This window comes from Streptomyces sp. NPDC003379 (assembly GCF_053589195.1).
Genome location: NZ_JBSFRK010000011.1, coordinates 156182 through 170596, shown reverse-complemented (window position 1 = coordinate 170596; position 14415 = coordinate 156182). Strand labels below are relative to the sequence as shown.

Here is a 14415-nt window from a genome sequence, read left to right as displayed (position 1 = left end):
CCCTGGGGCCTTGGATATCGCCGACGTCACTTCTTCGGCTGCCAGTCCTCGACGTTCCACCAGGGACCGGAGGCGAGGCCGTGGTCGTGCGGCTCGACCTGCGTGGTCAGGTCGCCGAGGCGCTTGTCGACGACGTAGAGGTGGTCGATGTGCGTGAGGAAGGTGTAGCCGGGGTTCTTCACGAGCTCGCGCTGGATGGTGTCGTAGGCGGCCTGGCGCTTGGCGTGGTCGCCGCTCCGGCGGGCGTCCTCCAGGGCCGCGTCGACCTTCTTGTTGTCGTAGTGCGCCATGTTGTTGAAGCCGTCACCGGCGAGGGAGGACTTCAGGAGCGTGTACTGGTCGAAGTCGGGGTCGGCCGGGGAGCCGCCGCCCGCGAGGACCGCGTCCTTCGGCATGCGCGGCTGGATGACCTCCCACGTGCCGGACTGCACCTCGACCTTGATGCCGAGCTTCTTGGCGTCGGAGGCGTAGGCGAGGGCGTGGTCCTGGCGGAGCTTGTCGCCGGAGAGGTACCAGAGGGGGAACGTCGCCCGGACGCCGTCCTTCTCGCGGATGCCGTCCTCGCCCGGCTTCCACCCGGCGTCGTCGAGGATCTTCTTGGCCTTGCCGGCGTCGAACTTCCGCTCGGTGCCCTTGGTGAACCAGGGGCTGTCGGTCGGGACCGGCCCGTAGGCCTCCTTGCCCGCGCCGTCCAGGATCGAGTCGACCATGGCCTTGCGGTCGACGCCGACGTCGAGGGCGCGGCGGATGCCGGTGTCGCCGGTGACCTTGTTGCCGGTGGGCAGCGTCACGACGCGGTAGTCGAAGGTCTTGGCGGCGTACGTCTTCCTGTCGCCGTCGTGCTCGTACTTCTTCGCGAGGTTGGGCGGCAGGATCGCGCCGTCGAGCTCACCGGCGTCGAGCCGGGTGGCCCGCACGTCGTCGTCCTTGATGATCGCCATCGTGAAGTTCTTGATCTTCGGCGCGCCGCCCCAGTAGTCGGGGTTGGCCTTGAAGCTCAGCTTCTCGCCCTTGGACCACTGCACGAGTTCGTAGGGGCCCGTACCGACCGGCTTGGTCGTGAAGGCGCCGGTGTTCACGTCCTGCTTGCCCGCGACGTGCTCGGGGGCGATGGGCAGGACGGTGCGCTCGGCGAACGGCGCGTAGGGGTACTTGAGGTGGAAGACGACGGTGTCCCCCGCGGAGCCCTTCGCCTCGACGCTCTTGATGGCGTCCAGCTCGGTCTTGGACGCGTTGTTGGTCTTCTTGTCGAGGATCGTCTCGTATGTGAAGACGACGTCCTTGGCGGAGAAGGGCTTGCCGTCGCTGAACTTGACGCCCTCGCGCAGCTTGTACGTGTACGTCTTGCCGTCGTCGGTGACCTTGGGCAGCGCGGCGGCGAGCGCGGGCTTCAGCTTCATGTCGGCGTCGTGCGTGAGCAGCCCGTCGAAAATCTTCGAGTTGCCGTCCTTGCCGTAGCCGAGGAGCGGGCTGAGGGTCTCGGGCTCGTACGCGATGCCGACCACCGCCGAGTCCTTCGCGCCCTCGGCGCCGCCGCCGTCGCCCGGCGCCGAGCAGGCGGTGGCCGCGACCGCTATCGCGATGGCCGCGGCCACGCCGCCCGTGCCCCGTATCGATCGGGCCCTCATGCTCCACACCCCTACTGAAGATCAACCGTTATTGCGAACGGCTCGCAATTATGCCCTACGCAGTAGCGGGGCAGAGCCGCGGCCCGCACCCGGCAGGTGTGGGCCGCATCGATCTCTCTCGGGGTGTGTACGCAGGTCAGGGCGCCGGAAGGGCGACCAGCCCGGCCAGGGCCGCACGGTGGTGTCCCGCCGTGCCGTAGGCGATCGAGTCGGCCTTGGCACGCTTCAGGTAGAGGTGGACGGGGTGCTCCCAGGTCATGCCGATGCCACCGTGCAGCTGCAGCGCCTCCTCCGCGGCGCGCACCGCCACCGGTGCCGCGTACGCCTGCGCCAGCGCCGATGCGAGGCCCGGCTCGTCGCTCCCCGTGGCCAGCACGTCCGCCGCGTGGCGCGCGGCGGCACGGGTGTTGACCACCTCCAGCCACAGCTGGGCGAGCCGGTGCTTGAGCGCCTGGAAGGAGCCGACGGGCCGGTTGAACTGGTGCCGCTCCTTCACATGGCGGACCGTCTCGGTCAGGCACCACTCGGCGACGCCCAGCTGCTCCGACGCGAGCAGCCCCGCGCCGGCCCGCAGCCCCTGCGCGACCGCTGGCCGCGCGTCCGGGGCGAGGGCACGCGCGCGTGCCCCGTCGAAGGTGACGGCGGCGAGCGGGCGCGTCAGATCGAGCGAGGACTGCGGTGCGACGTCCACCCCGCTGTCCGCGGCGTCGACCGCGAAAAGCCCTGTGTCGGTGGGCACCAGGAGCACGTCGGCCACGGCGGCGTCCGCCACGCCCGTCACCCGGCCGCGCAGGGCGCCGCTCTCCTCCCGTACGGCGAACCGCCCGTCTACGGAGCCGCTCGACAGCGGCATCGCGAGCACGCCGACCCTGCGGCCCGACGCGAGCGCGGCCAGCAGTTCGCGCGCCGCGTCGCCGTCGCAGGCGAGCAGCGCCTCGGTCGCCACCACCGCGCTGGTCAGATACGGCACGGGGGCGACGGCCCGGCCCAGCTCCTCAAGGACCACGGCGGCTTCGCGGTGCGTGGCGCCCTGGCCGCCGAGCTCCTCGGGGACCAGGAGACCGGCGAGGCCCATGCCGTCGGTGAGCACCTTCCACAGCTCGCGGTCGTGCGGCTCGGCGCTCTCGGTGCGGGCCACGACGGACGCGGCGTCGCAGTGGTCGGTGAGCAGGTCGCGCACCGCGGAGCGCAGTGCCTCTTCCTCTTCGGAATACAGCAGGTCAGTCATCGCGCGAGGTCCTTCCAGGCGACGTCCTTGTCGGTGCGCGGCTCGGAGGGCAGGCCAAGGACGCGCTCGGCGACGATGTTCAGCAGGACCTCGCTGGTCCCGCCCTCGATGCTGTTGCCCTTGGACCGCAGATAGCGGTAGCCCGCGTCGCGGCCGGTGAAGTCGACGATTTCAGGCCGCCGCATCGTCCAGTCGTCGTACAACAGCCCTTCCTCGCCGAGCAGTTCCACTTCCAGGCCGCTGATCTCCTGGTTGAGGCGGGCGAAGCCGAGCTTCATGCCGGAGCCCTCAGGGCCCGGCTGGCCCGCGACGAGCTGCTGGCGCAGCCGCTCGCCGGTGAGCCGGGCGACCTCGGCGTCGACCCAGAGCTTCATCAGGCGCTGGTGGAGATCGTGGGTGCGCAGCTCGGGCCGCTCGCGCCAGACCTCGGCGAGCAGGCCGATCATGCCGCCCTCGCGCGGGATGCGCATGCCGCCGATGGAGACGCGCTCGTTCATGAGCGTGGTCTGGGCGACCTTCCAGCCCTCGCCGACCGCGCCGAGGCGGTGCGCGTCGGGGATGCGTACGTCGGTCAGGAACACCTCGTTGAACTCGGCCTCGCCGGTGATCTGGCGCAGCGGCCGCACTTCGACGCCCGGGTCGCTCATATCGCACACGAAGTACGTGATGCCGCGGTGCTTGGGCTGCTCCGGGTCGGTACGGGCGATGAGGATGGCCCAGCGCGCGGTGTGGGCGCTGGACGTCCACACCTTCTGGCCGTTGACGATCCAGTCGCCGCTCGCCTCGTCGCGGACGGCGCGGGTGCCGAGCGCGGCGAGGTCGGAGCCGGCGCCCGGCTCGCTGAAGAGCTGGCACCACACCTCCTCGCCGGTCCACAGCGGCCGCAGGAAGCGGTGCTTCTGCTCCTCGGTGCCGAAGCCGAGTACGGTCGGCGCGGCCATGCCGAGGCCGATCCCGATCCGGCGGGGGTCGTTGTCGGGCGCGCCCGCGGCCTCCAGCTCGGCGTCCACGACCGCTTGCAGGGAGCGCGGCACGCCTAGGCCGCCCAGGCCCTCGGGGTAGTGCACCCAGGCGAGTCCGGCGTCGAAGCGGGCCTTGAGGAAGTCGGCGCGGTCGGTGCTCTCGGGCGGATGTGCGGCGAGGAACTCCCGCGTACGGGTGCGCAGTTCGGCGGCGTCGGTCATGCGGCACCGCCGTACGGCAGGACGGCCACGCGTCCGGTGGTGACGCCGTCGGCGACGCGCTGCACGGCCGCGGCGGCACCGGCCATCGGCACCCGCTCGCTCACCAGCGGCTTGATGGCGCCCTTGGCGGCCAACTCGGTCAGCTCCTCGTGGCAGCGCGCGATCGAGCGTGGGTCCTTGGTGTTGTACAGACCCCAGTGCAGGCCCATGATCGCGTAGTTCTTCACCAGGGCGTGGTTGAGCGCGGGCGAGGGGATGGCGCCGCTCGCGAAGCCGACGACGACGATCCGGCCCTCGAAGGCCACGCACTTCGCGGACTTGGCGTACGCGTCACCGCCCACGGGGTCGTAGACCACGTCGGCGCCACGGCCGCCGGTGGCCTCCTTGACGCCCGCGACGATGTCGTCCGCGCGCCGGTCGAGGACGAGGTCGCAGCCGAGCTCACGCGCGACCTCCGCCTTGTCCGCGCCGCCGACGACGCCGATGACCTTGGCGCCCGCGGCCTTGCCGAGCTGCACGGCGGCGCTGCCGACGCCGCCCGCGGCCGCGTGCACGAGGAGGGTCTCGCCCTCCTGGAGGTGCGCGCGCCGGTGCAGGCCGAACCACCCCGTCTGGTAGCCGATGTGCAGCGCGGCGGCCTGGGCGTCGTCCAGCGCGTCCGGCGCGGGCAGCAGGGCGGCGGCGTCCGCGACGGCGTACTCGGCGAAGCCGCCGTACGGCAGCGCCGGGTTGGCGATCACGCGCCGCCCGTCCTCGGTCTCGCCGCAGATCTCCACGCCCGGGGTGAAGGGCAGCGGGGGCCTGACCTGGTACTGGCCGCGGCAGAGCAGGGCGTCGGGGAAGTTGATGTTCGCGGCGCGGACCTTCAGGAGCACCTGCCCGTCGCCGGGCCGCGGGCGGTCCACCTCCGCGAGGCGCATGACCTCGCCCGGCTCGCCGTTCTCGTGCACTTGCCATGCCTGCATGCGGGGCCTCCACGGGGCTCTCGTAGACCGGGCTCGTCCGCATACTAAGCGGTCGCTTGCCGCAGGGGAACCGTCAATCGGGAACAGCCACCGGAAGCCGTCAGTCCTGCTTCTCCTTGCGCGTGGGCCGCGCCCGTACGTGCATGCGCTCGCCCTGGGGTCCGAAGAGGCTGAGGAATTCGGCTCCTCCCTCGCTCGTGGCGCCGAACCAGTGCGGGACCCGGGTGTCGAACTCCGCGGCCTCGCCCGGACCGAGCAGCACGTCGTGGTCGCCGAGGATCAGCCGCAGCTTCCCGGACAGGACGTACAGCCACTCGTACCCCTCGTGCGTCTGCGGCTCCGGGGCCGGGGAGGTGCGGGCGGGCTCTATCACCTTGTACGCCTGGAGACCGCCGGGCTGCCGGGTGAGCGGCAGCATCGTACGGCCGTGCCGGACGATCGGCTTGGCCCGCACCCGCGGGTCGCCCACGGGCGGGGCGCCCACCAGTTCGTCCAGGGGGACCTGGTGGGCGCGGGCGATGGGCAGCAGCAGTTCGAGGCTGGGCTTGCGGTTGCCGGACTCCAGGCGGGACAGGGTGCTGACCGAGATGCCGGTGGCGGCGGAGAGCCCCGCGAGGGTGGCGCCGCGCTCCTTGCGGATGCGGCGCAGCCGGGGCCCGACCTCGGTGAGGACCTGGTCCATCTCCTGCGGCGCTTCCGTCTCTTCGTCTTCGCTCATGGCTCCATCATGTCATTTTTTGCGATACCGGCAAGGACGTTTGTCAATAACGCACCTCAGGAGTGATGGTCCAGGGGTAGGCGACGAGAGGGAACCAGATGACGAGAGGAAACCAGATGTCGTACGACGTAGTGGTCATCGGAGGCGGCGCGGCGGGCCTGAGCGCGGCACTTGTACTCGGCCGTTCGAGGCGGCGGGTCCTGGTCGTCGACGCGGGCGAACCCCGCAACGCGCCGGCCGCGCACATGCAGGGCTACCTGTCGCGGGACGGCATGCCGCCCGCCGAGTTCCTCGCCGAGGGGCGGCGGGAGCTGGAGCAGTACGGAGTGGAGGTGGTGCGGGGCCGGGTGGCGGAGGTGGTGCCGGACGGCGATGGGGAGTTCGGGGTGCGGCTCCTGGACGGCGGGGCGGTGCACGCGCGGCGGGTCGTCATGGCCACGGGCCTGGTGGACGAGCTGCCTTCCGTGCCGGGCGTGGCCGAGCGCTGGGGCCGCGACGTGCTGCACTGTCCGTACTGCCACGGCTGGGAGGTGCGGGACGAGGCTTTCGGCGTCCTCGCGTCGGAGCCGTTCAACGCTCACCAGGCGTTGCTTGTCACCCAGTGGTCCAAGGACGTGACGCTCTTCCTGCACACCGTGCGGGAGCTGCCGGACGCGGAGTGGGAGCGCCTGGCGGCCGCCGGGGTCTCCGTGGTGGAGGGCGAGGTCGCCGGCCTGGAGGTGACGGACGACCGCCTGACGGGCGTACGGCTCGCCGACGGCCGGGTGGTCCCTCGCTCGGTCCTGTTCGTCGCGGCGAAGCCGGTGCCGCGCGACGACCTGCTCACCGCTCTCGGCGCCGAGACCAGGGAGACCCCGGTCGGCCCCTACCCGACCGTGGACGAGACGGGCCGCACCACGGTCCCCGGCGTGTGGGCGGTCGGCAACGCCGCGGGCCCGATGGAACAGGTCATCAACGCGGCATCCGCGGGCTACCGGGCCGGCCTCACGATCAACGCCGAGCTGGTCATGGCAGCCATCGACGCGGAGGCCGCGCGTCGCCGGTCAGGCGTCTTCACACCGGAGGCGGAGGCTGCGGTGGCCAGGGTGGTGGCGGGCGGCCGGGAGCACGAGGTGCCGGGCGACCGCGAGCACCAGGTGGCGGGGCGGGTTGCCGCGTGGACTGCCGGCTCCAGGCGTTGAGCCCTCAGCGGCTGAACACCTCGAACCCCACCGCCGGCCTGCCGCCGAAGCGCGGCGCCAGCGCCTGGGCGTTGCCCGTCAGGAACGTACGGCAGTACTTCTCGGGGTCGTCGTCCGTCAACACCTCGATGTACGTACGGTGTTCGAGGAGCGAGGCCACCGAGCGCTCAAGCCCTGCCGACGCGTCCACCGCGTGCGTGGGCGTCGACGAACCCGCGACGGCGACCCACCGCACGCCGTCCCAGGGCTCCAGGCCCTGCTCCTCGATCAGCTCGGGGAAGATCCAGCGGTTGCCCGCGTCCCCCGCCGCGTCCAGCGTGGCACGGCCCACCGCCACGTGGTCGGGGGTGTTCCAGGCGACGCCGCCCCACGTGTCGCGGTGGTTGAGCGTGATGACCAGCTCGGGGCGGTGTCTGCGGATCGCGGCGGCGATGTCGCGGCGCAGCGCCGTGCCGTACTCGATGACGCCGTCCCTGTGGTCGAGGAACTCCACCGTGCCGACGCCGACGACGGCCGCGCCGGCCCGCTGCTCCCGCTCGCGCAGCGGACCGCAGGTGGCGGGGTCGATCGTGTCGATGCCCGCCTCGCCGCGGCTCGCCAGGAGGTACGCGATCTCACGGCCCCCGTCCGTCCAGCCGGCGATGGCCGCCGCGCACCCGTACTCCAGGTCGTCGGGGTGCGCGACGACGGCGAGCGCACGCCGCCAGTCCTCGGGCATGGGGACGAGCTGGGCGGGCTGTGCGGGCGCTGCGGCCTCGGCCACGGGCTGCGACTGCGACTGCGACTCGGTCATGACCGCAGCCTAACCGCCGCCTCTGACAACGAGTTGTCCCACGCCTCGCACCGGGACGGACCTCACGCCTCCCCGCGCGTCAGCGCGAGCAGCCGGTCGAGCACCCTCGGCCCGCCGACCCGCAGCCCGTCGTGCTCGAACTCGTCCGTCACCCAGGTGCGCAGCCCACGGATGGCACGGGCGGTGCGCAGCGAGTGCTCCGTGTCCACGTACATGTCGTCGTGGTAGACCGACGCGGCCACCGGCACCTCGTTCGCCGCGAGGCGGTCCAGGTCGTACAGGCGCGGCCAGTCGGTGCGCGCGGCGAGCAGCTCGGCGGTCTCGCGCAGCGGACGCAGCGCCGGGTCGCTGTCGAACATCCAGCGCTGCACGGCCTCGCCGGTGAACAGCAGAGGATCGTCGCCCGCGAGCGCCTTGCCCGCGTCGAACTGCGGGAATTCGGCACGCACCCGCTCGGCCGCCCAGGCCGTGGGCCGCTCCCCCTGGCCGTAGATGGCCTCGTGCAGCACGGCGAAGAGCGGGTTGCCCGCGTACGAGAGGGCGGCCTGCACGTTCTCCTGGAACGCGTCGGAGAGCGCGGTCCCCGACGGCGTACGGACGAAGGCGTCCTCCAGGAGGTAGTGCAGCCGGTGGCTGCCGTCGCCCATGCCGAGCAGGATGCCCAGGGACTGGAAGGCGGGGACGGTGAGTCGGTAGCCGCCGTTCAGGACCGGCTCGTGCTCGGCGAGGTACGCGGCGACGCGGCGGACGCGCTCGACGTCCTGCGGGTAACGGGCGTAGTGCGCGGCGCTCCTGCGTTCCATGCGCGGGTAGGCCGCGCGGTACACGTCGTCCGCGTGGCCGTCGAGGGTGGGCAGGCCGCCGGTGATGAGCGCGGCGGCCAGGCCCTCGGGCGCCGCCGACAGGTAGTGCGTGGCGCAGAAGCCGCCGAAGCTCTGCCCGAGGACGGTCCAGGGGGCGCCGCCCGTCACCTCGGGGCGGATCGCCTCGCAGTCGCGGACGATGGAGTCGGCGCGGAAGCGGGCCAGGTAGTCGGCCTGTTCGCGGGGGCCGCCGCGCAGCGGGAGCGTCTGGCGGTTGGCGGGCGTGGAGCTGCCGGTGCCGCGCTGGTCGATGAGGAGGACGCGGAAGTCCCGCAGGGCTCGGCCGAGCCAGGACTCCTTGCCGTGGAAGCGGGTCGCGCCGAAGCCGGGGCCGCCCGTGAGGTAGACCAGCCAGGGCAGGTCGGCGCCGCCACGTGACGCGGAGACCACTTCGCGGGCGTAGATCTCGATCCGCTCCCCCGCCGGCTCGTCGTGGTCGAGCGGCACGCTGAAGCGACGGTCGGTGAGGACGACTCCCGGCTGGCGGTACGTGACGGTCAAGGCTGCTCCTCGGCGCTGCGACGAAAGCTGATCTTCCCGCCCCAGTCCAGCACACCGGCGGCGCAGCCGGAACCGGCGCCCAGGAGCTGCACGGCTCCGCTCAGCGCGACGCCAGGCTGGAGCGTCGTACGACCAGCTCCGGAGTGAGCACGACGCGCCGGTGCTCATGCCCTGCCGCGTCCCCCGACTCCGTCTCCTCCAGGAGGAGTTCCGCCGCCATCGCGCCCATGGTGACGGCGGGCTGGCGCACCGAGGTGAGCGGTACGACGGCGGCGGCCGCGAACTCGATGTCGTCGTAGCCGACGATCGCCACGTCCTCGGGGACGCGCACCCCTGCCGCGTACATCGCCTGGAGCACCCCGAGCGCGAGCAGGTCGTTGGCGCAGAAGACGGCGGTGGGCCGCTCCGCGAGGCCGAGGATGCGGGCGCCCGCGTCGCGGCCCGCGGCCACGTCGAGGCGCTCGGTCGGCAGCTCCCGCAGCGCCGACGCGCCGAGGCCGCCCTCGGCGAGCGCCTGGAGCGCGCCCTGGCGGCGGTCCTTGACCTGGTTGAGCCCGGGCGGGCCGCTCACGTACGCGATGCTGCGGTGCCCCGCGTCCACGAGATGGCGGGCGGCGAGCGCACCGCCCATCACGTCGTCCACGGAGACCGAGCACTCGGTGGCCCCCTCGGCGACCCGGTCGACGAGGACGAACGGGATGTCGTGCCTGCGGAAGGCCTCGATGGTCCGCCCGGTCGCGTCGGCCGGGGTGAGCAGGACGCCGCGGACCCGCTGCTCGGCGAAGAGCGCCAGATACTCGGCCTCCTCGGCGGGGCTCTGCCCGCTGTTGCACACCATGACCCGCAGCCCGGCCTCCCGGGCGGCCCGTTCGGCGCCCCTCGCGACGTCCACGAAGAACGGGTTGCCCATGTCCAGGACGAGCAGCGCCATGATGCGGCTGCGCCCCGCCCGCAGCTGCCGTGCCGACTCGCTGCGTACATAGCCGAGCCGGTCGATGACGGCCAGCACGCGGTGCCGGGTCTCTTCGGAGACCATGTCCGGGCGGTTGATCACGTTCGACACGGTGCCCACCGACACCCCGGCGTGCTTCGCCACGTCTTTGATGCCGACCATGCGTTTCAGGTGCTCCATCCTGCTGTGCGGCCGTCCCCGGCCCTGCGGTCCAGCCTACGTTCGTACGGGGTATGAGGCTCAGAACCTGTACCGGTCGACGTTCTTCTTGTCGAACACGGTGGGCTGCCCGAGGTCGACGACGCCGCCGTCGCCGATCGTGAAGGCGCCGAGGTCGCCCGCCTTGAACGTCTCGCCCTCCTTACCGGTGTGGGAGATGAACAGGATCGCGGCGCCCTGTTCGCGCAGGGTGCGTACGACGCCGAAGAGGCGGGCCACTTCGCTGCCGGTGAGCGCGGCGGTCGGCTCGTCCGTGATCAGTACGCGGGCGCCAAAGGACAGCGCCTTGGCGATCTCGACGATCTGCTGATCGGCGACGGAGAGGTCGGGAAAGAGCGTCGGTTGCAGCGAGACGTCCTGGAGAGCGCGGACGGCTCCGAAGGACTTGCTCAGGCCGTACGCGGCCAGGACAGGAGGCTCTCTCATGGGTAGCACCGATCGGTGACGACGGACGACGGGACGACGAGGGATGGTCATGAAAGGTTTCAAGCGAGTGCACGGAAGCTAGACCCGCGCCATCTTCACCGTCAATGGGAACGACGCGATATCTCTGAACCAGCCACCAGGCACCGGGCAAGAAGCCGAACCCCTTGACAGGCGGAATCCGCCTCCCTAACTTCGCCCTCTGTGAAACGATTCATCAGCGAGTCGTCACGGAGCCCCGTTGTGAGTCGGCCCGCTTCCTTACGAAGGGGTTCCTGCGGATGGCGAACGGCTGTGCCGTCTACGCCGCCGCCTCCGGCACCCACCATTTCTCCAACCGACCCACATCGAACAACGCTTGGAAGGCTGCGTGATGACCGCCGGAACCAGTAAGGACGCCGTGAAAGCGGCACTCACCACCCAGGCCTTGGAGACACCGTCCTGGGCGTACGGCAATTCCGGCACGCGCTTCAAGGTCTTCGCGCAGCCAGGCGTCCCCCGCACGACACGCGAGAAGCTGGACGACGCGGCACGCGTGCACGCGTGCACAGGTGTGGCGCCGACCGTCGCCCTGCACATCCCGTGGGACAGGGTCGACGATTACGCGGCGCTCGCCGCGTACGCCGGGGAGCGCGGCCTGAGGCTGGGCACGATCAACTCCAACGTCTTCCAGGACGACGACTACAGACTGGGCTCGGTCACCAACCCCGACCCGGCGATCCGCCGCAAAGCGGTCGGCCACCTCCTGGAGTGCGTCGACATCATGGACGCGACGGGCTCGAAGGACCTCAAGCTCTGGTTCTCCGACGGCACCAACTACCCCGGCCAGGACGACCTGCGCGCCCGCCAGGACCGTCTGGCCGCAGCACTCCGCACGGTCTACGACCGGCTCGGCGACGACCAGCGGATGCTCCTGGAGTACAAGCTCTTCGAACCCGCCTTCTACGCCACCGACGTGCCCGACTGGGGCACGGCGTACGCGCACTGCCTCAAGCTCGGCCCCAAGGCCCAGGTCGTCGTCGACACCGGCCACCACGCACCGGGCACCAACATCGAGTTCATCGTGGCGACGCTGCTGCGCGAGGGCAGGCTCGGCGGCTTCGACTTCAACTCGCGGTTCTACGCCGACGACGACCTGATGGTCGGGGCCGCGGACCCCTTCCAGCTCTTCCGGATCATGTACGAGGTGGTGCGCGGCGGCGGCCTGGCGGCAGGGGCCCCCGGCCAGCCCCCGGTCGCCTTCATGCTCGACCAGTGCCACAACATCGAGGCGAAGATCCCCGCGATCATCCGCTCCGTCATGAACGTCCAGGAGGCCACGGCCAAGGCGCTGCTGGTGGACGCCGAGGTACTCGCCGAGGCTCAGCGCACGGGCGATGTGCTCGCCGCGAACGGGGCGGTGATGGACGCGTTCAGCACCGATGTGCGTCCCCTACTGGCGGAAGTCAGGGAGGAGTTGGGGTTGGACCCTGATCCGCTGAGGGCGTACGAGCGGTCAGGATGGCACGAGCGGATCATCAAGGAGCGGGTCGGCGGCGAGCAGGCCGGGTGGGGGGCGTGAGCGACATGGAGCAGCAGGCGACAGAGCGGCGGCACACGAGTGTCAGGGAGCTGCTGGACCGCGCCCACGCGTTGGGCGCGGATCCGCGCAACACGAATTACGCGGGAGGCAACGCCTCGGCGAAGGGCACCGCACCGGACCCGGTGACCGGCGACGACATCGACCTGATGTGGGTCAAGGGCTCCGGCGGCGACCTCGGCACGCTCCAGGAGTCCGGCCTCGCGGTGCTGCGCCTGGACCGGCTCCGCGCGCTGACGGGGGTGTACGGCGGCGTGGAGCGCGAGGACGAGATGGTCGCGGCCTTCGACTACTGCCTGCACGGCAAGGGTGGGGCCGCGCCCTCCATCGACACGGCGATGCACGGCCTGGTCGACGCGGCGCACGTCGACCACCTCCACCCCGACTCCGGCATCGCGCTCGCCTGCGCGGCCGACGGCGAGAAGCTGACCGCCGAGTGCTTCGGCGACACGGTGGCGTGGGTGCCGTGGCGCCGGCCGGGGTTCCAGCTGGGCCTGGACATCGCGGCGGTGCGGGCGGAGCGGCCGCAGGCCATCGGCTGTGTGCTGGGCGGGCATGGCATCACCGCGTGGGGCGAGACCTCCGAGGAGTGCGCGGAGAACTCCCTACTCATGATCCGCACGGCGGAGCGGTTCCTCGCCGAGCGCGGCAAGGCGGAGCCGTTCGGCGCGGAACTGACCGGGTACGACGCGCTTCCCGCGGCGGAGCGGCACGCGAGGGCGGCGGCCCTGGCCCCCGTCATCCGTGGCCTGGCCTCCCAGGACCACCCCCAGGTGGGCCACTTCGACGACACACCCCCGGTCCTCGACTTCCTCTCCCGCACCGAGCACCCGCGCCTGGCCGCCCTCGGCACATCGTGCCCCGACCACTTCCTGCGTACGAAGGTCAGGCCGCTGCTCCTCGACCTGCCGCCGACCGCTGCCCTGGACGAGGTGATCACCCGCCTCAGGGAGCTGCACGCCGAGTACCGCGAGGAGTACGAGGCGTACTACGCACGGCACGCCGAGCCCGGCTCCCCCGCGATGCGCGGCGCGGACCCGGCGGTCGTGCTCGTGCCCGGCGTGGGCATGTTCAGCTTCGGCAAGGACAAGCAGACCGCGCGCGTGGCGGGAGAGTTCTACGTCAACGCGATCAACGTCATGCGGGGCGCGGAGGCCGTCTCGTCGTACGCTCCGATCGAGGAATCCGAGAAGTTCCGCATCGAGTACTGGGAGCTGGAGGAGGCGAAGCTGCGGCGCATGCCCGCGCCGAAGCCGCTCGCGACGCGTGTGGCGCTCGTGACGGGTGCGGGCAGCGGCATCGGCAGGGCGATCGCGCACCGCCTGGCCGCCGAAGGTGCCTGCGTCGTCGTCGCGGACCTCAACGGAGAGGGCGCGGCAGCCGTGGCCGAGGAGCTCGGCGGGCCCGACCGGGCGGTCGCCGTCACCGTAGACGTGACGAGCGAGGAGCAGATCACCGCGGCGTTCGAGGCGGCGAGCCTCGCCTTCGGCGGGGTGGACCTGGTCGTCAACAACGCGGGCATCTCCCTCTCCAAGCCGCTCCTGGAGACCACGGCCCGCGACTGGGACGTCCAGCACGCCGTCATGGCACGCGGTTCGTTCCTCGTCTCCCGCGAGGCGGCCCGGTTGATGCGGGCGCAGGGCCTGGGCGGCGACATCGTCTACATCGCTTCCAAGAACGCGGTGTTCGCGGGCCCGAACAACATCGCGTACTCGGCGACCAAGGCCGACCAGGCCCACCAAGTTCGCCTGCTAGCCGCCGAGTTGGGCTCCGAGGGCATCCGCGTGAACGGCGTGAACCCGGACGGCGTGGTGCGCGGCTCGGGCATTTTCGCCGGTGGTTGGGGCGCACAGCGCGCGGCGGTGTACGGCGTGCCGGAGGAGAAACTGGGCGAGTTCTACGCCCAGCGGACCCTCCTCAAGCGTGAGGTCCTCCCGGAGCACGTGGCAAACGCGGTGTTCGCCCTGACGGGCGGCGACCTGTCCCACACGACGGGCCTGCACATACCGGTGGACGCGGGGGTGGCAGCGGCGTTCCTGCGGTGACGCGGGCGGGGATGCGGGCGGGGATGCGGGCGGCAATGTGGGCCTACGCCACCCCCTCAGCAACCCGACCCACGCCGCCGCCACCATCCCCCCTCCCCCTCCACCCCAGTACCCTCCGCACCCTTGAGAGCCGCCC

Annotated in this window: 11 protein-coding genes and 1 pseudogene; 3 read left to right on the top strand and 9 right to left on the bottom strand. The window is 71.7% G+C overall.

Annotated elements, in window-relative coordinates:
* Nucleotides 1-26: 26 nt before the first annotated feature.
* The 5 genes from ACWDVB_RS13185 to ACWDVB_RS13165 form a co-directional block, all read right to left on the bottom strand.
* Nucleotides 27-1628, bottom strand: coding sequence for an ABC transporter substrate-binding protein (locus ACWDVB_RS13185; RefSeq protein WP_451513545.1), 1602 nt, complete (start codon nt 1626-1628; stop codon nt 27-29).
* 136 nt (nt 1629-1764) lie between these two features.
* The gene (locus ACWDVB_RS13180; protein WP_451513546.1) at nt 1765-2856 is read right to left on the bottom strand and encodes an acyl-CoA dehydrogenase family protein; all 1092 of its coding nucleotides are present in this window, start codon (nt 2854-2856) and stop codon (nt 1765-1767) included.
* Nucleotides 2853-4040 (bottom strand): acyl-CoA dehydrogenase family protein, encoded by a 1188-nt coding sequence (locus tag ACWDVB_RS13175; RefSeq protein ID WP_451513547.1) that lies wholly within the window; start codon nt 4038-4040, stop codon nt 2853-2855. Before ACWDVB_RS13175 ends, ACWDVB_RS13180 begins: the two co-directional genes overlap by 4 nt.
* Nucleotides 4037-5005 carry an NADPH:quinone oxidoreductase family protein gene (locus ACWDVB_RS13170; protein WP_451513548.1) on the bottom strand — a complete coding sequence of 323 codons (969 nt, stop codon included), beginning with the start codon at nt 5003-5005 and terminating at the stop codon, nt 4037-4039. Before ACWDVB_RS13170 ends, ACWDVB_RS13175 begins: the two co-directional genes overlap by 4 nt.
* 100 nt (nt 5006-5105) lie before the next feature.
* Nucleotides 5106-5723, bottom strand: coding sequence for a helix-turn-helix domain-containing protein (locus tag ACWDVB_RS13165; RefSeq protein WP_451513549.1), 618 nt, complete (start codon nt 5721-5723; stop codon nt 5106-5108).
* A 98-nt stretch (nt 5724-5821) separates the two neighbouring features.
* On the opposite strand from ACWDVB_RS13165, the gene ACWDVB_RS13160 reads away from it, so the two are divergent.
* Entirely contained in the window at nt 5822-6904 is a 1083-nt protein-coding gene (locus tag ACWDVB_RS13160) for an NAD(P)/FAD-dependent oxidoreductase (protein ID WP_451513550.1), read from the top strand.
* Between the two features lie 4 nt (nt 6905-6908).
* Here ACWDVB_RS13160 and ACWDVB_RS13155 read toward each other — a convergent pair whose 3' ends face one another.
* The 4 genes and pseudogenes from ACWDVB_RS13155 to ACWDVB_RS13140 all read right to left on the bottom strand — a co-directional run.
* A complete protein-coding gene (locus ACWDVB_RS13155; RefSeq protein WP_451513814.1) occupies nt 6909-7622 on the bottom strand; it encodes a PIG-L deacetylase family protein in 714 nt (237 codons plus the stop codon).
* Between the two features lie 137 nt (nt 7623-7759).
* Complete coding sequence (locus ACWDVB_RS13150) at nt 7760-9061, bottom strand: alpha/beta fold hydrolase (RefSeq protein ID WP_451513551.1); 1302 nt, start codon at nt 9059-9061, stop codon at nt 7760-7762.
* A gap of 100 nt (nt 9062-9161) precedes the next feature.
* Nucleotides 9162-10184 carry a LacI family DNA-binding transcriptional regulator gene (locus ACWDVB_RS13145; protein WP_451513815.1) on the bottom strand — a complete coding sequence of 341 codons (1023 nt, stop codon included), beginning with the start codon at nt 10182-10184 and terminating at the stop codon, nt 9162-9164.
* A gap of 186 nt (nt 10185-10370) precedes the next feature.
* A pseudogene (locus ACWDVB_RS13140) lies at nt 10371-10556 on the bottom strand (D-xylose ABC transporter ATP-binding protein); the annotation flags it as partial.
* Between the two features lie 472 nt (nt 10557-11028).
* Between ACWDVB_RS13140 and rhaI the strand changes: the two are divergent.
* Nucleotides 11029-12216, top strand: a complete 1188-nt coding sequence (gene rhaI / locus ACWDVB_RS13135; RefSeq protein ID WP_451513552.1) for an L-rhamnose isomerase — start codon at nt 11029-11031, stop codon at nt 12214-12216.
* Between the two features lie 5 nt (nt 12217-12221).
* Nucleotides 12222-14279, top strand: coding sequence for a bifunctional aldolase/short-chain dehydrogenase (locus ACWDVB_RS13130; protein WP_451513816.1), 2058 nt, complete (start codon nt 12222-12224; stop codon nt 14277-14279).
* The last annotated feature ends 136 nt before the right edge of the window (nt 14280-14415 follow it).

What these genes read in the sequence shown, in the direction of transcription:
- ACWDVB_RS13175 (WP_451513547.1), bottom strand. Translation starts at nt 4,040, where the DNA reads ATGACCGACGCCGCCGAACTGCGCACCCGTACGCGGGAGTTCCTCGCC.
- ACWDVB_RS13160 (WP_451513550.1), top strand. Translation starts at nt 5,822, where the DNA reads ATGACGAGAGGAAACCAGATGTCGTACGACGTAGTGGTCATCGGAGGC.
- rhaI (WP_451513552.1), top strand. Translation starts at nt 11,029, where the DNA reads ATGACCGCCGGAACCAGTAAGGACGCCGTGAAAGCGGCACTCACCACC.
- ACWDVB_RS13180 (WP_451513546.1), bottom strand. Translation starts at nt 2,856, where the DNA reads ATGACTGACCTGCTGTATTCCGAAGAGGAAGAGGCACTGCGCTCCGCG.
- ACWDVB_RS13155 (WP_451513814.1), bottom strand. Translation starts at nt 7,622, where the DNA reads ATGCCCGAGGACTGGCGGCGTGCGCTCGCCGTCGTCGCGCACCCCGAC.
- ACWDVB_RS13185 (WP_451513545.1), bottom strand. Translation starts at nt 1,628, where the DNA reads ATGAGGGCCCGATCGATACGGGGCACGGGCGGCGTGGCCGCGGCCATC.
- ACWDVB_RS13165 (WP_451513549.1), bottom strand. Translation starts at nt 5,723, where the DNA reads ATGAGCGAAGACGAAGAGACGGAAGCGCCGCAGGAGATGGACCAGGTC.
- ACWDVB_RS13170 (WP_451513548.1), bottom strand. Translation starts at nt 5,005, where the DNA reads ATGCAGGCATGGCAAGTGCACGAGAACGGCGAGCCGGGCGAGGTCATG.
- ACWDVB_RS13130 (WP_451513816.1), top strand. Translation starts at nt 12,222, where the DNA reads ATGGAGCAGCAGGCGACAGAGCGGCGGCACACGAGTGTCAGGGAGCTG.